The organism is Caulobacter mirabilis (assembly GCF_002749615.1).
Taxonomy (GTDB): Bacteria; Pseudomonadota; Alphaproteobacteria; order Caulobacterales; family Caulobacteraceae; genus Caulobacter; species Caulobacter mirabilis.
Map to the genome: position 1 here is coordinate 3,146,580 of NZ_CP024201.1, position 19,829 is coordinate 3,166,408.

20 protein-coding genes are annotated in these 19,829 nt (G+C 70.1%); 8 read left to right on the top strand and 12 right to left on the bottom strand.

Going from position 1 to position 19,829, the window contains the following annotated elements; all coding sequences use genetic code 11:
* Window positions 1–5: 5 nt before the first annotated feature.
* From CSW64_RS15070 to CSW64_RS15080, 3 genes are read right to left on the bottom strand one after another with little or no spacing between them, the layout of a single operon-like run.
* Window positions 6–764 carry a TIGR02186 family protein gene (locus CSW64_RS15070; RefSeq protein ID WP_099622871.1) on the bottom strand — a complete coding sequence of 253 codons (759 nt, stop codon included), beginning with the start codon at window positions 762–764 and terminating at the stop codon, window positions 6–8.
* On the bottom strand, window positions 764–1,684 hold the full coding sequence (locus CSW64_RS15075; RefSeq protein WP_099622872.1) for a sulfite exporter TauE/SafE family protein: 921 nt from the start codon (window positions 1,682–1,684) through the stop codon (window positions 764–766). The genes CSW64_RS15070 and CSW64_RS15075 overlap by 1 nt, the downstream gene beginning before the upstream one ends.
* Before the next feature lie 31 nt (window positions 1,685–1,715).
* Entirely contained in the window at window positions 1,716–4,733 is a 3,018-nt protein-coding gene (locus CSW64_RS15080; RefSeq protein WP_099622873.1) for a peptidoglycan-binding protein, read from the bottom strand.
* A gap of 158 nt (window positions 4,734–4,891) precedes the next feature.
* On the opposite strand from CSW64_RS15080, the gene CSW64_RS15085 reads away from it, so the two are divergent.
* Window positions 4,892–5,083: a hypothetical protein gene (locus CSW64_RS15085; RefSeq protein WP_342745820.1), complete on the top strand. Its 192-nt coding sequence runs from the start codon at window positions 4,892–4,894 to the stop codon at window positions 5,081–5,083.
* Between the two features lie 9 nt (window positions 5,084–5,092).
* On the opposite strand, the gene CSW64_RS15090 is transcribed toward CSW64_RS15085, so the two are convergent.
* Window positions 5,093–6,751: a GNAT family N-acetyltransferase gene (locus tag CSW64_RS15090; protein WP_099622874.1), complete on the bottom strand. Its 1,659-nt coding sequence runs from the start codon at window positions 6,749–6,751 to the stop codon at window positions 5,093–5,095.
* Window positions 6,752–6,916: 165 nt separating this feature from the next.
* Here CSW64_RS15090 and CSW64_RS15095 point away from each other — a divergent pair, with 165 nt between their 5' ends.
* The 6 genes from CSW64_RS15095 (at window position 6,917) to CSW64_RS15120 (ending at window position 11,736) form a co-directional block, all read left to right on the top strand.
* Window positions 6,917–8,125 carry an acyl-CoA dehydrogenase family protein gene (locus tag CSW64_RS15095; RefSeq protein WP_099622875.1) on the top strand — a complete coding sequence of 403 codons (1,209 nt, stop codon included), beginning with the start codon at window positions 6,917–6,919 and terminating at the stop codon, window positions 8,123–8,125.
* Window positions 8,126–8,142: 17 nt separating this feature from the next.
* A complete protein-coding gene (locus CSW64_RS15100; protein ID WP_099622876.1) occupies window positions 8,143–8,754 on the top strand; it encodes a 2-hydroxychromene-2-carboxylate isomerase in 612 nt (203 codons plus the stop codon).
* Between the two features lies 1 nt (window position 8,755).
* A complete protein-coding gene (locus CSW64_RS15105; RefSeq protein WP_099622877.1) occupies window positions 8,756–9,883 on the top strand; it encodes an acyl-CoA dehydrogenase family protein in 1,128 nt (375 codons plus the stop codon).
* A gap of 274 nt (window positions 9,884–10,157) precedes the next feature.
* On the top strand, window positions 10,158–10,493 hold the full coding sequence (locus tag CSW64_RS15110; RefSeq protein ID WP_099624281.1) for an ArsR/SmtB family transcription factor: 336 nt from the start codon (window positions 10,158–10,160) through the stop codon (window positions 10,491–10,493).
* Between the two features lie 23 nt (window positions 10,494–10,516).
* Entirely contained in the window at window positions 10,517–10,993 is a 477-nt protein-coding gene (locus CSW64_RS15115; RefSeq protein ID WP_099622878.1) for an SRPBCC family protein, read from the top strand.
* A complete protein-coding gene (locus CSW64_RS15120) occupies window positions 10,993–11,736 on the top strand; it encodes a DNA alkylation repair protein (RefSeq protein ID WP_245863724.1) in 744 nt (247 codons plus the stop codon). Before CSW64_RS15115 ends, CSW64_RS15120 begins: the two co-directional genes overlap by 1 nt.
* 112 nt (window positions 11,737–11,848) lie before the next feature.
* On the opposite strand, the gene CSW64_RS15125 is transcribed toward CSW64_RS15120, so the two are convergent.
* A complete protein-coding gene (locus CSW64_RS15125) occupies window positions 11,849–12,895 on the bottom strand; it encodes an aldo/keto reductase (RefSeq protein WP_099622879.1) in 1,047 nt (348 codons plus the stop codon).
* Between the two features lie 122 nt (window positions 12,896–13,017).
* Window positions 13,018–15,045: an elongation factor G gene (locus CSW64_RS15130; RefSeq protein ID WP_099622880.1), complete on the bottom strand. Its 2,028-nt coding sequence runs from the start codon at window positions 15,043–15,045 to the stop codon at window positions 13,018–13,020.
* 199 nt (window positions 15,046–15,244) lie between these two features.
* Between CSW64_RS15130 and CSW64_RS15135 the strand changes: the two genes are divergently transcribed.
* Window positions 15,245–16,699 carry a flavin-containing monooxygenase gene (locus CSW64_RS15135; protein ID WP_216361186.1) on the top strand — a complete coding sequence of 485 codons (1,455 nt, stop codon included), beginning with the start codon at window positions 15,245–15,247 and terminating at the stop codon, window positions 16,697–16,699.
* Here CSW64_RS15135 and CSW64_RS15140 read toward each other — a convergent pair.
* The 6 genes from CSW64_RS15140 to gstA form a co-directional block, all read right to left on the bottom strand.
* Window positions 16,692–17,318, bottom strand: a complete 627-nt coding sequence (locus tag CSW64_RS15140; RefSeq protein WP_099622881.1) for an exopolysaccharide biosynthesis protein — start codon at window positions 17,316–17,318, stop codon at window positions 16,692–16,694. The genes CSW64_RS15135 and CSW64_RS15140 overlap by 8 nt on opposite strands.
* Window positions 17,319–17,384: 66 nt before the next feature.
* Window positions 17,385–18,065: an SDR family NAD(P)-dependent oxidoreductase gene (locus tag CSW64_RS15145; protein WP_099622882.1), complete on the bottom strand. Its 681-nt coding sequence runs from the start codon at window positions 18,063–18,065 to the stop codon at window positions 17,385–17,387.
* Entirely contained in the window at window positions 18,062–18,451 is a 390-nt protein-coding gene (locus CSW64_RS15150) for an OsmC family protein (RefSeq protein ID WP_099622883.1), read from the bottom strand. The genes CSW64_RS15145 and CSW64_RS15150 overlap by 4 nt, the downstream gene beginning before the upstream one ends.
* Window positions 18,452–18,516: 65 nt before the next feature.
* Window positions 18,517–18,726 carry a tautomerase family protein gene (locus CSW64_RS15155; protein ID WP_099622884.1) on the bottom strand — a complete coding sequence of 70 codons (210 nt, stop codon included), beginning with the start codon at window positions 18,724–18,726 and terminating at the stop codon, window positions 18,517–18,519.
* Window positions 18,727–18,739: 13 nt separating this feature from the next.
* Complete coding sequence (locus CSW64_RS15160; protein WP_099622885.1) at window positions 18,740–19,114, bottom strand: nuclear transport factor 2 family protein; 375 nt, start codon at window positions 19,112–19,114, stop codon at window positions 18,740–18,742.
* A 2-nt stretch (window positions 19,115–19,116) separates the two neighbouring features.
* Window positions 19,117–19,722, bottom strand: coding sequence for a glutathione transferase GstA (gstA, locus tag CSW64_RS15165; RefSeq protein WP_099622886.1), 606 nt, complete (start codon window positions 19,720–19,722; stop codon window positions 19,117–19,119).
* Window positions 19,723–19,829: the final 107 nt, after the last annotated feature.

The window sequence follows — 19,829 nt, forward strand, 5'->3', positions numbered from 1 at the left end:
GCCCGCTAGCTCCTGCGAAACGCCCGCGCGGCCGCCCAGCCGGCGGCCAGGGCGATGAACGCCGACGCCAGACCATAGAGCCAAGGCCGCTGATGCGCGAACAGATACAGCGCCCGCTCCAGCCCGACCTTCTCCACGACCAGCGGCCGCTCGCGGACCGAGATCAGCTGGCCGTCCTGGAACAGGATGATCTCGGCGCGATACTCTCCCGTCGGAGCGTCGGCCGGCAGGTCGAACTCGGCCTGGAACAGGCCCTGGTCGACGAAGCGCACGCCGCCGGGATCGGCGCTGTAGAGGCCCGCCTGCTGCTTCAGCCGGATCACCGCCCCGCGCCACTCGTGGTAGTCGGGGCCCAGGCTGCTGACGACCATGTCCTTGATGCCGTAGCGGGTCTCGATCCGGCGCTCGGCGGGCGCGGCGATGGCCAGGTGGTCGAGGCCCAGTCCCTGCCGGCGCAGCACGCCGAAGCGGGCGATGTCGGTGAGCGGGCGGGTCGAGGCGGCGCGATAGAAGCCCGGCGCGCCGTGGAACACCACCGGCCGGCTGTTCAGCCACAGACCCGCCGCGCGGACCTTGCGCGCGATCCGCACCGGCTGTTCGGGCCCGCGCACGACCACGACCACGTCGCTGGGCCGCTGGGCGGGATCGAACACCGCGCCGTAGACCGAGATGCGCGCGCCGCGAAAGCCGGAGCTGACCTTGACCTGGGTCTCGGTCAGGACGGCGGCGACGGCGGCGGGGGGTTCGGGCGGCGCGACGGTCATCAGTCGGCCCCCGACATCAGAACGAAGGGATCATCCGGCGTGATGAACAGGCCCAGGCCCATCTGCAGCCCGACCAGCAGCACGATCAGCGCCAACAGCGCGCGCAGCTCCTCGGCGCGGAACCGGGCGGAGGCCTTGGCGCCCAGCTGCGCCCCGACCACCCCGCCGATGAGCAGCAGCGTGGCCAGGACGATGTCGACCGTCTGGTTGCGTCCGGCCTGCAGGATGCTGGTCAGGGTGGTGGTGATGACGATGTTGAACAGGCTGGTGCCGACCACCACCCCGGCCGGCATGCGCAGCAGATAGACCATCGCCGGCACCAGGATGAAGCCGCCGCCCACGCCCATGATCGCCGACAGGATGCCGACGAAGATCCCCAGCAGGATCGGCGGGATCACGCTGATGTAGAGCCGCGACCGCGGGAAGCGCATCTTCAGCGGCAGGGCGTAGAGCAGCACCGGCCGCTTGTCCCGACGCGGCTTGGGGGCCTCGCCCTTGCGGCGGCGGATGATGGTCTCCAGCGACTCGCGCAACATCAGCGCGCCGATCACGCCCAGGAACAGCAGGTAGCTGACCGAGACGACCAGGTCGGCCTGGCCCAGCAGGCGCAGCAGGCGGAAGACCTCGACGCCGATGAAGGCGCCGACCACCCCGCCGCCGGCCAGGACCGCGCCCATGCGGAAGTCGACCACCCGCTTGCGGCTGTAGGCGATGACGCTGGACACCGACGAGGCGGCGACGTGGTTGGCCTCGCTGGCCACGGCCACGGCCGGCGGGATGCCGAGGAAGACCAGCACCGGCGTCATCAGGAAGCCGCCGCCGATCCCGAACAGGCCGGAGATGAACCCGACCGCCGCCCCCAGCGCCACGAGAAGCGGCGCATTCACCGACACTTCGGCGATGGGCAGGTACAGGTCCAAACGTCTCTCCGCTCAGCGCCCGGACGGGACGCTACCGCGCGTAGATGGAAAGCTGCGAGAGCGTCTCGGCGTCAAGGTTTCCCGTCGCCGGCAACCGCTTGTCGCGCTGGAACGCCTGGATCGCGCCCTTCAGCGCCTGGGACGACACGCCGTCCTGCGGGCCGCGGTAGTAGCCCAGCACCGACAGGCCGCGCTGGGCCGACAGCACGCTCGAACCGCCTTCCGCCACCGCGGGCGCGCGGGTCGAGGCGTTGCGGACCGAAGAGCGGAAGCCGGTCGCCGACCGCTCGGCGGCGGCGCGGGCTTCCGGCGACAGGGCCTTCTTGACCCGCTCGGCGCTCTGGCGCGCCTCGGCGTCGCCCTGGCGCGCGGCGATCAGGTACCACTTGTAGGCCTCGGCGGCGTTCTGGCTCACGCCGTAGCCCTGCTCGTAGAGGCTGGCCAGGTTGTACTGGCTGTCGCCCATGCCGAGGTCGGCGGCGCGGCGGAACCACTGGGCGGCGGAGGTCTTGTTGGTCGGACCGCCCGTGCCGTGGAAATAGGCGAGGCCCAGGTTGTGCATGGCCTTGGGATCGCCGCCCTGCGCGGCGCGCTCGGTCCAGCGACGGGCCTCGCCCTCGTTCTTGCGCACCCCGCCCTCGCCGTTCTCATACAGCTTGGACAGGTAGAACTGGGCGGGCGCATAGCCGAGGTTGGCCGCGCGGCGCAGGGTCTCCAGGCCCGTGGAATCCTTGGCCTCGATGCGGCGCACGCCCTCGGCGTAGAGCGAGGCCGGCGTTTCCGTCGGCGCGGGCTGCGGTGGAGGCGTCGTCGCGGCAGGAGCGGGCGCGGACGGCGCGCCGGCCAGGGCCGGAGCCGGAGCGGCGGCGCTCGGGGTCGGCGTCAGGCCGGGGGCGATCGCCACCGCCAGGCGCGGCGAAGTCGGCAGGGTCGGCGTCGTGTCGGCCTCGCCGGTCTTGATCTCGCCCTTGGCGTCGGCCTCGGTGACCTTGGCCATGGCCGCGACGCGCGCGCTGGCGGGACCGCCGACGCCGAGACTGTCCTTCCAGACCAGGTAGCCGAAGCCGCCGACGCCGACCGCCGTGGCCGTGCCGGCCAGCAGCACGACCCAGCTCTGCAGCGACGAGCCGCCGGCGCGGCGCTTGGCCTTCTTCTCGCCGCCGCCGAACAGGCCGCGGCGAGCCTGCGGCGCGGCCTTGTCCGGCGCGCTGGCGGCGCGGGCGGCCATACGGGCCTGCTCGATCACCTCGCGCGTCGACCGGGGCTGGGCGAAGTCCTCGACCGGCGGCGGCGTGATCACCGGCGCGGCCGGAACCTCCGGCGCGTCGGGGATGACCGGTCCGGCGTCGACGGTCTCGAACTCGTCGATCGGATCGAAGCCGTCGGCGGCGTCGAAGTCTTCCTGCGAGAAGGCCGGCTCCGCCCGCTCGGGCGCGGGGAACGGCGCCGGCTGGGCGGCCGCCGCGGGGGTCGGCTCCGGACGCGCCTCGGGCGGCGGCATCTGGGCGAAGGCCTGCGGCGCGTACGCTTCCTCGGCGAAGCCGCGGACCGGCGCGGCGAAAGGATCGGTCGCGAACGGATCGCGCAGCGGCGGGGCCTGGACGGACGGCTGGGCCGCGGCCACGGCCGCAGGCGGCGTGACCTGTTCGACCAGGCGGCGGTGGTTGCTGTTCAGGCTGGCGTCGATCTTCTCGCGCGCCTCCTCGAGCAGCCGGGCGGTGCGTTCCTCGCTCTGCCGGATACGCTCGGCCAGGTCGGTCGCCGAGCGCTCCTGGCGCTGGCCGATGCGTTCGGTGACGCGCGCCACCTGCTCGCCGATCTCGTCGATGGCCAGGGCGCCGCGGCGTTCGGAGTTGGCGATCCGCTCGGAGAGGCGCTCGGTGATGCGGGCGATCTCGCCGCCCAGCTTCTCCAGGGCCTGGGCCTGAACCGTATCGGCGCGACTGAGCTTCTGCTCGACGGCGGCGGCGATGCGGGCGACTTCGCCGCCGATCTGCTCCACCGCGTCAGCGCCGCGATGCTCCACGCCCTGCACTTTCCGGCTGAAGCTGTCGGCCATGTTGACCATCTCCCGCCCCATGCGCTCGATCGCCTCGGCCGAACGGGTCTCGGCCGCCCCGATGTGCTGGGCCATCTCCGACAGGCGGCGATCCATGCGGTCGAAGCGGGCCTCGGCCGAGGCCGCGAGCTTCTCCGACAGGTCGGCGCGGGTCGCCTCGAGGCGGCGAGTCAGGTCGAGCGCCAGGGATTCCAGCCGCTCGGCGCCGCCACTGCCGGCCTCGACCGCCTTCAGGCGGCGGTCCAGGGCGACGAAGGAGGCGCCCATGTCGCGCAGGGCCGACGTCGTGCGCGCCTCGGCCTGCTCCAGACGCTCGGCCACCCGGATGGCGACGGCGTCGACCAGGTTGGCCGGATCGGACTTCTCGATCTGGGCCAGGCGGCCTTCCACCCCCACCAGGGCGTCGCGGGTGCGGCCTTCGCTCTCGTAGAACTGGCTGGCGACCTTGCCCATCATGCCTTCGAGCGCGCGCAGGGCCTCGGCGGAACGCGGACCGGCGGCGTCACGCTCCATGCGGCGTAGCCGCTCGTCGGCCGTTTCGTGCTCGGTGCGCAGATCGCCGATTGCGCCCTCGAAGCGCGAGGCGATGGCGACCTGGTCGCGTTCGGTGTTCTCCAGGCGAGACAGGGCGCCGCGCACCGACTGGTCGATGCCGCTGATCGCCAGGGTCGAGCGCTGCTCCGCCGCCTCGATGCGCTGGGTCAGCCGCTCCATCGCCTCGGCGATGCGGCCGACCTCGTCGGCTGGATGTCCCGGAACCTCATAGCGGGAGCCGCCGCCGCGTCCGGGCATGGCGATGGCGATCGGCTCGTCGGGACTGTCGAAGGCGTGGTCGTGGGCGGTGTCAGGCGACGCCGGAGCCTCGCCCTCGACGATCATCCGGTTCAGCCATTCGCCCAGGGTCATTCCCGAACGCCGCGCGAGATCCTTGGCGATCTCCCGCGCTTTCGGGTCGATACCCTTCACGCTCCAGGGCGCCCCCGCCGTCATTCGAATCGCACCTCCGGCACCAGTAGGAGGACGCTAGCCACCGACATGTAGTGTGTAAACGCGCCGTTAACCCCAAATCTGGCGTGTGCGACGATTTGCTGTGGACGAAGCTTGCCAAGCCGGCGCGGGCCCGCCATCTGGCGAAAATGGACCTGCCCGTGACTTCCGCCATCGTCGGCGCCTTCCTGGCGCTCACCGTCTTCGCCGGCTGGCGCGGCTCACGGCCGGCCGATCTGGCCAAGGGCGTACGGATGATTCCGTGGCGCACGGTGATGGTGTTCGCGGCCGCCGGGACGTTGCTGATGACGGTCCACCTGGTGAACCTGCTCGGCTTCCACACCGGGCGCTAGGGCCTGCGATCAGTCCTCCGCCGCCGGCCGTTTCGGCGCTCGCCGGGTCAGCCCCGCCACGCCGCCGGAAGACAGCAGGCCGACGTCGGCGAGGATCATCGGGATCTGCCACTTGTGCGGCGCGGCGACATAGCGCGGCTGCCACAGCGGATCGTACTTGTCCTTGTATCGGCGCACGCCGCGGAAGTTGTAGATTTCCTCGCCCCGCTCGAAGAGCAGCCGGCCGACGCGCGACATGATCGGCGCCAGGGGGCGATCCTCCAGCCCCGCCAGCGGCGCGGCGCCGAAATCGAACGCGGCGTAGCCCTGCTCCCGGCCCCATTCGAGCAGCTCGACGAACAGGTAGTCCATGACGTTCTTCGGCGCTCCGTCGCCGTAGCGCATCAGGTCCATAGAAAAGGACTTTCGCGTCGCCGTCGGCCACAGGGTGGCGAAGGCGACGATCCGGCCGTCGACCCGCACCACCGCCACCGGGAATTCGCCGACGTAGCGCGGGATGAACCCGCCCAGCGAAAAGGCCTTCTCGCCGCCGGAATGGTGCCCCAGCCACTCGTCCGAGATGGCCTTCAGCTCGTCCATCACCTCGAGCGTCCGCTCGGGCGCCAGCACCTCGAACGAGGCCCCGCCCTCCCCGGCCTTGCGCCAGTTGCGCCGCAGCACCTCTCGCCGACGGCCGGCCAGCGAGAAGCTCTCCAGCGGCACGGCGGCGGCCTCGCCGATCTTCTGGATCGAAAAGCCCAGCTCAACGGCGTCGGGCAGGTCCTCGGGGCCGATGCCGTAGAGGGCCGGCCGCGCCGCCCGGGCGTCGGCCAGCTCGCGGAAGCGCCACAGCAGCTCCATCCGCTCGTTGGGATTGCCGACCGGCCCGTCCATGGCGATCCAGGAGCGACCGCGGACGCCGAACATCAGGAAGGTCTCGCCCGACGGCGAGAACAGGAACCGCTTGTCGCCCAGCAGAGCCAGGTTGGAGTCCGGCTGCGACCACTCGGCCTTGGCCAGGATCGCCCGCACGCGCTGAAAGTCCGGATCGTGGTCGTCGGCCACCTGGGGCTTGGCCGGCATGACGAACATCCGCCAAAGACCGAACAGCAGGAGCGCCATGGCCGCGCCGAGAGAGGAGCGGATCGCCCGCTCCACGTCCTGGTCCGCCACCAGCCGCCAGACCGGCACGTCGCCATAGTCGGCGTTGGCGAACGACCACCAGCCCAGCATCCCGGCGCCGACCAGGACCGCGGCCGCCGACAGCAGCCAGCCGGGCGTAATCTCCATCCGCGACAGCCGCGCCTGACGCGGAAAGGCCGGATGCAACGGCGACACGACCAGGATGCAGACGATCAGGACCGCAGCCTCCTCCCAGTTGAAACCCTTGAACGGCGCCAGCAGGGTCGCCAACACCAGGGTCACCAGGGTCGCGGTCCAGGCCGCATCCAGACGGGCGCGCAGGCCGAACGCCAGCAACACCAGGACGATGCCGAGGATCGAGGACAGGAAGTGGCTGGCCTCGATCAGGATCTGGGGCGTGAAGCGCAGCAGGTGCAGGAACCGCGACGGGTCCGACGGCGTCGCGCCCGAGGCCAGGAGCATGACCCCGGCCGTCAGGGCGGCGATGGCGCCGACCGTCGGTCCGACGCCGAGAAGCGCCGGCCTCAGTTCACGAAACAGCTGCATTCGAATCCCGCGCCAACCAGCAGGACTATAACCACACCCCGCCCAAGTCGCGCAGTGCGGAAGCTGGAGGAGGCGATTACCCTTCGAACAATCGTTTGAACCCGCTTGCCCCAACGGGATGGCGCGCTAATGTGCGCCGCAACAGAACACCCTAGGGAGGACGTCATGGCCGATTTCGGCGGGACCGATCTGGAGGCCTTCCGCGCCGAGGCGCGCGCCTGGCTCGAAGCCAACTACCCCCCTTCGCTCAAGGCGCCGATGGACGACGAGTCGGAGGCCCCCTGGGGCGGCCGCCGGTTCGCTCCGAAGAACCCGGACGCGCAGCTCTGGCTCGACCGCATGGCCGAGAAGGGCTGGACCGCGCCGATGTGGCCCAAGGAGTACGGCGGCGGCGGCCTGAGCCGTGAGCAGAACAAGGTGCTGGAGAGCGAGCTGCGCCGCATCAAGGCCCGCCCGGCCCTGATGAGCTTCGGCGTCTGGATGCTCGGCCCGGTGCTGCTCGAGTACGCCACCGAGGAGCAGAAGCAGCGTTTCCTGCCCGACATCGTGAAGGGCAAGATCCGCTGGTGCCAGGGCTACTCCGAACCCGGCGCCGGCTCCGACCTCGCCTCGCTGCAGACCCGCTGCGAGGACAAAGGCGACCACTATCTGATCAACGGCCAGAAGGTCTGGACCAGCTACGCCGACCAGGCCGACTGGATCTTCTGCCTGGTGCGCACCGACACCAGCAAGAAGCATGAGGGCATCTCCTTCGTGCTGTTCGACATGACCAGCCCGGGCGTCGAGACCCGCCCGATCAAGCTGATCAGCGGCAGTTCGCCCTTCTGCGAAACCTTCTTCACCGACGTGAAGGTCCCCAAGGAACAGCTGGTCGGCAAGCTGAACGGCGGCTGGGAGATCGCCAAGCGACTGCTCCAGTATGAGCGCCAGAACATCTCCGCCGGCGGCTTCGGCGGCGGCGGCGGCATCGACATGGTCGAGGCGGCCAAGGAGCATGTCGGCGTGGACGACCAGGGCCGCATCGCCGACGCCGACCTGCGCGCCCGCATCGCCGCCCACAAGATGGACCAGCACGCCTTCCTGCTGACCGTCCGCCGGGCCGAGGCCGAGGCGAAGGCCAGCAAGGGGCCCAGCGCCGCCACCTCGATCATCAAGTACGCGGCCGCCAAGCTGAACCAGGAACGCACCGAGCTGACCGTCGAGGCGCTGGGCCTGCAGGGCCTGGGCTGGGAGGGCGACGCCTTCAAGCCGGGCGAGGTCGCGGCCCTGCGCTCGATGCTGCGCGCCAAGGCCAACTCCATCGAGGGCGGCACCAGCGAGATCAACCTGAACGTCGTCGCCAAGCGGGTCCTGGGCCTGCTGGACCACCAGTAGACGCCGACGCCAAGACGATGATCGAGTTCTGGTACGAGTTCGCCTCGACCTACTCCTATCCCGCCGCCATGCGCATCGAGCGCTTGGCGGACGAGGCGGGCGTGGCGATCGCCTGGCGGCCGTTCCTGCTGGGTCCGCTGTTCCATGAGCAGCAGGGCCTCCGCGACAGCCCGTTCAACGTCGTCCCCGTAAAGGGGAAGTACATGTGGCGCGACCTGGAGCGGGTCTGCGAGGAAGAGGGCCTGCCCCTCGTCCACCCCAGCCAGTTCCCGCGCAACGCCCTGCTGGCCGCCCGCGTCGCCATCGTCGGCCTGGAGGACGGCTGGACGCCGGCCTTCAGCAAGAAGGTCTACGAGGCCAACTTCGTCGCCGACCAGGATATCTCCAGCCCGGAGGTCCTGGCCCCGCTGGTGGAGGAGGTCGGCGCCGCGCCGGAAGCGGTCTTCGCCGCCGCCCAGGGCGCGGACGTGAAGGCCCGCCTCAAGGACCACGTGGAGCAGGCCAAGGCGCGCGGCGTCTTCGGCTCGCCCAGCTTCATCACCGCCGACGGCGAGCTCTTCTGGGGCAACGACCGTCTGGAACAGGCCCTCGACTGGGCCCAACGACATGCAACGAGGGAGCACGCCTGACATGGCCGTCCTGACCGAAGAACAGACCATGCTGCGCGACGCGGCCAAGAGCTGGGCGCAGGAGTCCTCGCCGGTGACCAAGCTGCGCGCCCTGCGCGACGGCGGCACGGGCGCCAGTTTCGACGCCGCGACCTGGGCCGAGATGGGCCAGATGGGCTGGGCCGGGGTGATCGTGCCGGAAGCCTTCGGCGGGTCGGAATTCGGCTACCTGAGCCTGGGCCTGGTGCTGGAAGAGACCGGCCGCACCCTGACCGCTTCCCCGCTCCTGTCGACCGCCCTGATCGGCGCTTCGGCCCTGACGCTGGCGGGCGGCGAGGCCCAGAAGGCCGAATGGCTGCCCAAGATCGCCGAGGGGGCGATCGTGACCGCCCTGGCCGTGGACGAGACCGCTCACCACGCGCCCGAGCGGATCGCCCTCAAGGCGGAGAAGGCCGGCGACGGCTACAGGCTGACCGGCAAGAAGACCTTCGTGATCGACGGCGACGCCGCCGACCTGCTGATCGTCGCGGCCCGCACCGGCGGCAAGCCGGGCGAGACGGCCGGGATCAGCCTCTTCCTGGTCGATCCGAACGCCGCCGGCGTGACCCGCGAGCATCTGGCCCTGGCCGACAGCCGCGGCGCGGCGCAGATCACCTTCGACGGCGCCGCCGGCGAGCTGCTGGGCGAGGCCGACAAGGGCTGGGACGTCCTGGAGCCGGTGCTCGACCGCGCCCGGATCGGCCTGTCGGCCGAGATGCTCGGCAGCGCCCTGCAGGCCTTCGAAATCACCCTCGACTACCTCAAGACCCGGACCCAGTTCGGCCAGGTGATCGGGACCTTCCAGTCGCTGCAGCACCGCGCGGCCAAGATGTTCACCGACCTGGAGACCACCCGCTCCTGCATCGAGGCCGCCCTCGAAGGCCTGGACGCCGGCGGCAGGGACAACCGCGCCGCCGCCTCCCTGGCCAAGGCCAAGGCGAGCGAGCTGGCGCACCTGGTCAGCAACGAGATGGTCCAGATGCACGGCGGCATCGGCATGACCGACGTCCATGACGCCGGCCTGTTCCTCAAACGCGCCCGCGTGGCCGAGCAGCTGTTCGGCGGCGCCGGCTACCACCGCGACCGCTACGCCAAGGCGCTGGGGTTCTAGAAAGCACCCCTCTCCCGCCGGGAGAGGGGGACCACCCGAAGGGTGGTGGAGAGGGCCAACCCGGCAGGGTTCGGCCCTTTTTCTTTGGGCCTTAGGCCCCCTCCCCCTGCTGCGCCCCAGCCCGCGACAGCGTCGCGGGCGTTCGTCGCGGCGATCGCCGCTGGCGATCGACAACGTCGCGCAAACGCGCGACGTCGCTCCTCACCCCCTCCCCCAGTGGGGAGGATTTCCCCTTTACATAACCATTTAGTTCTAGAACTATTTGGTTATGGAAATGACCCCGTCACAGCGTCTCGACGCGACCTTCGCCGCCCTCGCCGACCCGACCCGTCGGGCGATCCTGGCGCGGCTGGCGACCGGCGAGGCCTCCGTCGCCGAGCTGGCCGAGCCCTTCGCCATGAGCCAGCCGGCGATTTCCAAGCATCTGAAGGTCCTGGAGCGCGCGGGCCTGATCTCGCGCGGCCAGGACGCCCAGCGTCGTCCCCGGCGCATCGAGGGCGAGCCGATGGCCCAGGCCGTCGCCTGGCTCGAGGACTACCGGGCGATCTGGGAGACCAACTACCAGCGGCTCGACGACCTGCTCGCCGAACTGCAAGCCACAAAGAACTGACACCCCCTCAGAAGGAGAGACCCATGCCCGTCCAGGTCAGCACCCCGTCCGACCGCGAAGTCGTCGTCGAGCGCGTCGTCAACGCCCCCCGCGCCCTGGTCTTCGACTGCCACGTCACCCCGGCCCTGATGAAGCGCTGGCTGCTCGGCCCCGAGGGCTGGACCATGCCGGTCTGCGAGATCGACCTGAAGGTCGGCGGCGCCTACCGCTACGGCTGGCGCGGTGTGAACGGCGAGGAGATGTTCATGAGCGGCGAGTACCGCGAGGTCCTTGCGCCCGAGCGGATCGTCCAGACCCAGTTCTTCAACGACGACCCGGCCAGCGAGACCCTGGTCACCCTGGAGCTGATCGAGCGCGACGGCCGCACAACCATCCGCAACACCATGATCTATCCGTCCAAGGAGATCCGCGACTTCGTCCTCGCCCAGGACATGGCGTACGGGATGGAGGCGGGCTACGTTCGCCTCGACACCCTGCTGCCCGAGCTGGCCGAGGCCTGATGACCACCGGACGCAACGCCGCCGACCTCGATCCCGCGCTCAAGGCAGAGGTCGAGGCCGTCATGGCGGCGTTGCGTGCCCAGGCCGAAGAGCCCTATCGCGAGGCCATGAAAGCCCGCTACGGCATCGAGGCGCCGACGGCGTTCGGCGTACGGATGAACCGGGTCCAGGCCATCGCCAAGCCGCTGCGTCGGCGCCACGACCTGGCGCTCGCCCTGTGGGACACCGGCCAGTACGACGCCCAGATGGTCGCCTGCCACATCGACGATCCCAAACAGGTGACGCCCGAGCAGATGGACGCCTGGCGCGCGACCTTCGACAACTGGGCGACCTGCGACACCGCCTGTTTCAAGCTGTTCGACCAGACCCCGCACGCCTTCGGCAAGGTGCGGGAATGGTCGGCGCTGAACGACGAGTTCGGCAAGCGCGCCGCCTTCGCCCTGCTGGCCAGCCTGGCCGGCCACGTCAAGGGCGGTCCGGACGAGCCCTTCCTCGAAGGCCTGGCCCTGATCGAGGCGGCGGCGACGGACGACCGCAACTTCGTCAAAAAGGGCGTCAACTGGGCCCTGCGCTCGGTCGGCCAGCGCCGGAGCCCGGCTCTCAAGGCCGCCGCCCGCGAGGTCGCGGCGCGCCTGGCGGCCTCGTCCGATCGCACCGCGCGGTGGAACGGCAAGGACGCCCTGCGCGCCTTCGCCAAGGACGACGCCAAGCGGGCGGCGAAGGAAGCCAAAAGTTCCGCCTAATCCCGGCGAAGGCCGGGACCCAGGTTCAGCCTCCGCGCCGAGCGACTTCACACAATCGCACAGCCCTACGATCTGGATCCCGGCCTTCGCCGGGACCGTCGGGCGTGGAGGATCAGCCCTTCGGCTTGAACGGCTGCGGCACGCGGTGGGCGCCCTGCCGCTCCAGCATCCAGCCCGGATATTCCGGCGGCAGCTTCGAGGCCTCGTCCAGCGCCGCGATCTCATCGACGGTCAGGGCGATCTCGGCGGCGGCCAGGTTGTCGTCGAGCTGCTCATTGGTCTTGGCCCCGATGATCACCGAGGTCACGAACGGCTTGCTCAGCACATAGGCCAGCGCGATCCGGGCCACCGACACCGCGCGCGCGTCGGCGACCTTGCGCATCGCGTCGATACAGTCCCAGGCCCGATCACGGTTCACCGGCGGGAAGTCGAAACTGGCCCGGCGCGCGCCTTCCGGCCCGTCCTCATCGCGCCCGAACTTGCCCGACAGCAGGCCGCCGGCCAGCGGCGACCAGACCATCAGCCCCATCTGCTGGTCCTGCATCATCGGCACGATGTCCCGCTCCAGGTCCCGGCCGGCGATCGAGTAGTAGGCCTGCACCGTCTCGAAGCGGGCGTAGCCGCGATGATCGGCGATCCCATGGGCCTTCATCATCTTCCAGGCCGCCCAGTTGGAGCAGCCGACGTAGCGGACCAGCCCCTCGCGCACGAGGTCGTCCAGCGCCCGCAGAGTCTCCTCGACGGGCGTGATGCTGTCGTTCCCGTGGATCTGGTAGAGATCGATATGGTCGAGGCCCAGGCGGTCCAGGCTGGCCTTCACCCCGTCCATGATATGGCCGCGCGAGGCCCCGCGGTCGTTGGGGCCCTTGCCCATCTCGCCATAGACCTTGGTGGCGATGACCACGTCGCTGCGCTTGACGCCGAGGTTCTTCAGAGCCTGCCCGACCATCCGCTCGGACTCGCCGGACGAATAGACGTCGGCGGTGTCTATGAAGTTGACCCCGGCCTCCAGCGCCCGGCCGATCATGGCGTCGACGCCCGCCTGGTCGACACTGCCGATGGCGCGCCACATGCTGCCTTCCTGGCCGGCGAAGGTCATCGCGCCCAGGCAGATCTCGGACACGTACAGGCCCGTGCGGCCCAGTCTTCTGTACTTCATCGCGTTCCCCTTCGTTTCCCGGCTCGGTCCGCCCGCGGCGGCCTCGCACCCGCTCGAAATGGAGAGGGGGCGCCCGTCGCGCAAGACGGACGCCCCCTCCGTTTATTTGAAATCGCCGCGACCTAGGCCGCGCGGCCCCGCTGGGCGACCTCGTCGGCCTTGCGCCCGGTGAGCTCGACCATATGGGCGAAGCTGGCTTCGAAGTCGCCGAGGCCCTGGGTCATGGACCGCAGGTCGCGGATGAAGTCCTGCCGCTCCTCGTGCGGCATGTAGACCTCGATGTCATCCCAGCCGGGCCAGTCGGCGCGGGCGTCGTAGCCCAGGATCTGGCCACGCTTGTTGGAGATCGAGGAGGTGATCCGCGCCGTGGTCTGGGCGGGCGCGTGGATGACCAGCTTCTCGATCGGCTCCAGCAGGATCGGCCCCGCCTGCGCCAGACCCTCGATCATCCCGATCCGGCCGGCCGTGCGGAACGCCATCTCGGAGGAGTCCACGGCATGGTAGGAGCCGTCGACCAGCGTCACCGCCACGTCCACGACCGGGAAGCCCAGCGGCCCTCGCTCCATGGCGTCGCGCACCCCCTGCTCCACCGCCGGGATCCACTGTTTGGGCACCACCCCGCCGGTGATCCGGTCGCTGAACTGGAAGCCCTCCCCGCGCGCCAGCGGCCGGATCTCCAGCAGCACGTCGCCGAACTGGCCATGGCCGCCGGTCTGCTTCTTGTGACGGCCGCGCTGGGTGACCGCCTTGCGGATGGTCTCCTTGTAGGGCGTCGAAGGCGTCTGGGTCGTGACCTCGACCTGGTAGCGCCGCTTCAGCCGGTCGATCGCCGTCCGAAGATGCGCCTCGCCCTGGCCGCACAGCCGCATCTCGTGCAGCGCCGCGTCCTGGACCAGCCGCAGCCCGCCGTCCTCCTCCATGAGCTTCTGCAGCGCGCCGGACAGTCGGACATCGTCCTTGCGGTCACGGGTGGCGATAGCGAGCTCGAACACCGAGAACCGTGGGCGCGGCGCGACCTTGGCCCGCGTCGCCTTGCCCACCGACAGAAGGTCGCCGGCCCGCGCGTCCTCCATCTTGCCCAGGGCGATGACGTCGCCGACATCCGCCGAGGCGATCTTCTTGGTCGCCTGGCCCTGGACAGAGAACAGGCCGCTGACCCGTCCCTTCTCGCCGTCCGGCAGGGTCAACTCGGCGCCGTCGGCCAGCGGCGAGCCGAACACCCTGGCCCAGGTCATCTTCCCCGCCTGGCCGGCGTGGCTGGTCTTCACGACATAGGCCGCGGGCCCCTCCGCCCCCAGCCGGGCCGCCGCCGCGGCCGGCTCCGGCGCGTCGTGCCGCAGCGCCTTGAGCAGTCGGCCGACGCCGTTGCGGCTGGCGGCCGCCCCGAAGAACACCGGCGCGATCTGGGCGGCGCGGGTCTCGGCCACAATGTCGGCGAAGACCGCGCCCTGGTCCGGGGTCTCGTCGTTGAGCAGGAGCTCCATCAGGGCGTCGTCGAAATCCGCCATCTGTTCGAGCATGTGGAAGCGGGCCGCCGCCTCCTCGTCCTTGAGGTCGGCGGGGATGTCGACCTGCTCTGACGGCTGGCCGGGCCGGTAGACGAAGGCCCGCTCCAGGGCCAGGTCCACGAAACCGGCGACGTGGTCGTCCTGCCAGATCGGCAGCTGGCGCGCGACCAGCGGCGCGGCGCTGACGGCCTGGAGCGCCTGCAGCAGCTCGTCCACCCGGCCGCGGGCCTGGTCGATGCGGTTGACGAAGATCGCCCGCGGCAGGCCCAGGCGCTCGATCTCGCGTAGCCAGGGCTGGGCCAGAACGGCCTTGTCGGGGTCGGGGTCGATGACCACGATCGCCAGATCGGCGGCCGGCAGGGCGTGGTCGACCTCGGCCCGGAACTCCACCGAGCCCGGACAGTCGAGCAGCGCGTAACGGTCGCCCATGAATTCGAAGCCGGCCAGGTTCAGCTCGACGCTCTGGCCGGCGGCGCGCGCCTCGGGCGAGCCGTCGCCGATCGAGCCGGGCTGGCCGACGGCGGCCTGCCGCTCCGTCGCGCCGGCGGCGTGCAGCAGGGCCTCGAAGAGGGTGGTTTTACCGGCGCCGTTCGGGCCGACCAAAGCGATCGCCCGAACCGCGCCCGATTTCCTTGCAGTCATGCGTTGTCTCCCACCGTTCGGCGGCGAGACCGCGGCCTCGCCGCGTCATTTGGTTTGAAGGGAGCGCGAGGTCCGCGCCCCACGGCTCCACTCCATACCCGGCAAGGCGCGAAGGCAAGCTGAAGTGACCTTGGGTGAGCCTTCCCCCGCCCTTCCGGACGCGCAATAGTTCGTGAAAACACACAGGGAAGCGACGGGTATGGACGGCAATCTGGACGCCATTGTCATCGGCGCGGGCTTCGCCGGGCTGACGGCGGCGATCAAACTCCATGAGGCGGGCTTTTCGCGCTTCGTCGTGCTGGAGAAGGGCGACCGGATCGGCGGCACCTGGCGCGACAACACCTACCCCGGCGCCTGCTGCGACGTGCCCTCGCGCCTCTACTCGCTGTCGTTCGCCCTCAATCCCGACTGGAGCCGCGCCTTCTCTCCCCACCACGAAATCCGCGACTACATGGAGAAGGTCGCCCGCGACTTCGGCGTCATCGACCGTTTCCGCTTCGGCGCCGAGGTCGAGACGGCCGTCTGGGACGAGGCCGCGAGCCTTTGGCGGGTGACGCTGAAGGGCGGCGAAACCCTGGCGGCCCCGGTGCTGGTCTCCGGCCTGGGTCAGTTGAACAAGCCGGGCTACGCCGGCATCCCTGGTCGGGAGACCTTCAAGGGCGAGAGCTGGCACTCGGCGCGCTGGCGGCACGACGTCAACCTGGCCGGCAAAGCGGTCGCCTGCATCGGCGCGGGGGCCAGCGCCATCCAGTACATCCCCGAGATCGCCAAGACGGCGGCCAAGGTCGTCGTCTTCCAGCGGACGCCCAACTATATCGTGCCGCGCAACGATCGCGCCTTCAGCGACTTCGAGAAGTCTCTGTTCCGCTCGGTTCCAGCCGTCGACCGCGGGATGCGCTGGCTGATCTGGAAGCTGATGGACCTGCGGTTCCAGGCCTTCAAGCTGGGCACCAAGGCGGCCGACAAGTTCCGCCAGCAGGCGCTCGACTACCTGCACGCTGTGGTCCAGGACCCCGAACTGCGCGCCAAGCTGACGCCGGACTACGAGATCGGCTGCAAGCGGGTGCTGGTCTCGGACGACTTCTACCAGGCCCTGGTCCGGCCGAACGTCGAGCTGGTCACCGAAGCGGTCCAGGCGGTCACCCCGAACGGCGTGAAGACCCGCGACGGCGTCGAGCACGTCTGCGACGTGGTGATCTACGGCACCGGCTTCGTGACCACCGACTTCGTCTCGCCGGTCGAGGTGGTCGGCCGCGGCGGCAAGACCCTGAATGAAGCCTGGAAGGACGGCGCCGAGGCCTATCTCGGCATGACGGTCGCCGGCTTCCCGAACCTGTTCATGCTCTATGGACCCAACACCAACCTGGGCCACAACTCGATCATCTTCATGATCGAGGCCCAGGTCGGCTACATGATCGAGGCCATGCGGGCGATGAAGGCCAGGGGCGCGAAGGCGCTGGCGGTCCGGGACGACGCCTTCGCCCGTTTCAACGCCCAGCTCCAGAAGGACCTGACCGAGACGTCCTGGGCCGGCTCCTGCTCCAGCTGGTACAAGACCGAAAGCGGCAAGATCACCAACAACTGGAGCGGCGACACCCTGACCTACAGCCGCATGACCCGCCGGCCGGCGCTGGAGGACTACGAACTCACGTGAGCCGTTCGACCACCGCCAGGGTGAAGGCCATGATCCCCGCGATGATGGCGCTGGACAGGAAGGCCAGCACGCCGATGCTGATCGCCGCGATCAGGCCGCCGAACGCGCCCAACAGGCCGTCCCGCTCGGCGATGCCCAGGCCGAAGGCGGCGATCGCCAGCGCCGGCAGCATGTTGCCGAACGGGATGGGCAGGAAGACGATGATCGCCAGCACCAGGCAGATGAAGCCGGTCAGCCCGTCCAGCCAGCGATTGTAGAGGAAGGTCAACCGCGGCCGCAGCCGGCGCTCGATCCAGCTCAGGTACGGCGACAGCTTCTCCATCAGCCCGGCGAAGTCGGCGCGGCTCATGGTGCGGTCGGCCAGGAAGCTCGGCAGCCACAGCGTGCGGCGGCCGACCATCAGCTGGGCGGCGATGAACAGCAGCGGCGCGCCGAGGATCGCCGAGACGCCCGGCGGCATGGGCAACGCCACCGGCGCGGCGAACACGAACATCAGGGCGCCGAAGGCGCGGTCCCCGAACGCCTCGAGCACATCCCGTACGGATACGGTCTTGCGCTTCGCCGAGGCGATGCCGGCGAGAATTTCGGAGATACGGGGGGCGTGACTGACTTCGGGCATCCTCAGCTTGAGCCCTTAGCGCATCACGCGCCCCGGTGTCATGTGTAGGAACTGTCAGGATTCAGTTCAGACACGGCCGACGACGGGCAACAGCGCGCCGGTCACGCCAGAGGCCTGTTCCGACGCCAGCCACAGAATGGCCTGCGCCACCTCGTCGGCGGTCACCCAGGTCGACGGATCGACGCCCGGCATGTCGGCCCGATTGGCCGGCGTGTCGATGATCGAGGGCAACACGGCGTTGACCGTCACCCGCCCCTTCAACTCCTCGGCCAGGCTTTCGGTCAGGCGATGGACGCCCGCCTTTGAAGCGGCATAGGCGCCCATGCCGGCCACGGCCTTGACCGCGCCGTTGGCTCCGACGCTGACGATCCGCCCGGCCTTCGAGGCCAGCAGGTGCGGCAGCGCCGCCTTGCTGGTCGTAGCGCAGGTGGCGGTGTTGAGGGCGTAGAGCTTGCCCCAGACGTCCAGATCGCCGTCCTGCAGCGTCTGCCAGCGGAAGCCGCCGGCGACGTTGACCAGCACGTCCAGCCCGCCGAAGGCCTCGACGACCTTGGCCAGGGCCGCCTCGGCCTGAGCGGTCGAGGTCAGGTCCACCCCGCCCAGGGCCAGCACGCCCTCAGGCAGACCGGCGGGCGCGGGCGCCGCGTCGATCAGCGCCACCCGGGCGCCGTCGGCCAGCGCCGCCCTGCCGACGGCCGAGCCCAGGATTCCGAAGCCGCCGGTGACGGCGAAGACGCGCCCGCTCACTTCGCCAACTCCGTGTGGATGTCCGCCGCTTCCTTCAGGGTCAGGGTCACCGGCGTGCGCTCGGCGATGTCGGCCAGGCGCGCGCGCTGCTCCTCGTCCAGGTCGCCCTGCAAGGTGATCACCCGGTGGATCTTGGAGCGGTTCTCTTCCTTGTGGTGGCTCAGCTCGATGCCGACCTCGCGCAGGGTCCACTGCTTGCGCTGGGCGTACATCCGCAGGGTGATGGCGGTGCACGAACCCAGGCTGGCCAGCAGCAGGTCATAGGGCGCGGGGCCGGCGTCCTGGCCGCCCAGGGCCTGGGGTTCGTCCGACAGGAGCTCGTGACGGCCGGTCTTGATATGGGTCGCCCATTCGGCGCCGCTGCTGCTGACTGTGGCCCTGGCCATCGGAAGCTCCCTCGCTGTGAAGGCGCGACACTAGACCAGGGCCCGCCCCGGATGGAATGGCGCGATCAGCCTCCGGCGCGTCTTCGCCGATGTTCCTCGACCGGCAGGCCGCCGACGCCCCAGTCTTCCAGCGCCACCTCGTCGATGACGACGAAGGTCAAGGCCGGATCCTTGCCCAGGACGTCGTACAGCAGGTCGCTGACGCCCTTGATCAGGCGCGCCTTCTGCTCCGGCGTCGCCCCCTCGCGGGTGATCTTGATGTTCACGTAAGGCATGCGGTCTCCCGGATCAGGCGGCGTGGTCGTAGTGGAACACCTTGGCGATGATCCGCCATTCGCCGTCGAGCTTGATGAAGGTCAGGAAGTCGGTGAAGCGCTTGGGTCCGATGGCGCAGGCGGCCTGGACAAAAGCGGTGACGGGGCCGGCGAAGGCGATCGATCCGATCGCGTCCGCCCGCGCCTCGCCGCGACCGGCCGGCGAGGGCCTGGCCGCCACCATCGGCAGGTACTCGTCCATGCCCAGCCGGGTCAGGGTCCCATCCGTCGCGCAGACGTACTGGGCCTCCGGATGGAACACCCGGCCCAGGCGGTCGATGTCGGAGTGGTGCAGACCGTCGAAGTACAGCGTCATGGCCTGGGCCAGTTCGGCGAAGCGCGGGTCCATGGTCAGGCCGCCTCGGCCGCCAGCGCCACCTGGACCGTCGGCCGTTCGCCGATCCGCTCGACAAGCGCTTTCAGGCGGGGCCAGCCGTCCAGCCCCACGCCCCGGGGGATCGCCCAGCGCGCCACCACGAACAGATAGGCGTCGGCCACGCCGAAGTCGCCGCCGACCAGGTAGGGACGGCCGTCCGACAGCTCGGCCTCGATGACGTCGAAACGCCGCCCGACCTCGGCGATCGCGACCGCCCTGCCCTCATCGGTCACATCGGGCCGGAACAGGGGCGTAAAGGCCTTGTGCAGCTCGGCGGCGATGAAGTTCAGCCAGGCCTGGACCCGGGCCCGCTCCACCGTCCCGGGGCGCGGCGCCAGGTTCCGGTCGGGATAGGCGTCGGCGATGTACTGCACGATGGCCGCGCCCTCGGTCAGAACCTGGCCATCGTCGAGACGCAGCGCCGGCACGTAGCCCATCGGGTTGATCCGCCGATAGTCCTCGCCGCCCTCGGTGCGACGGGTGGCCAGGTCGATGCGGTCCAGCTCGAAGGCCAGGCCGGCCTCGCGCAGCACGATGTGCGGCGACAGCGAGCAGGCGCTGGGCAGGTAGAAGAGTTTCATGGGGCGTCCTCCAACAGATGGCGTCGGAGAGCTAGGGCGCGTGGTTACAGTTGGAAACCAACTATCTTTCGGTTAGCGAACTATCGGGTTTCCGGGCGGTAACCCGC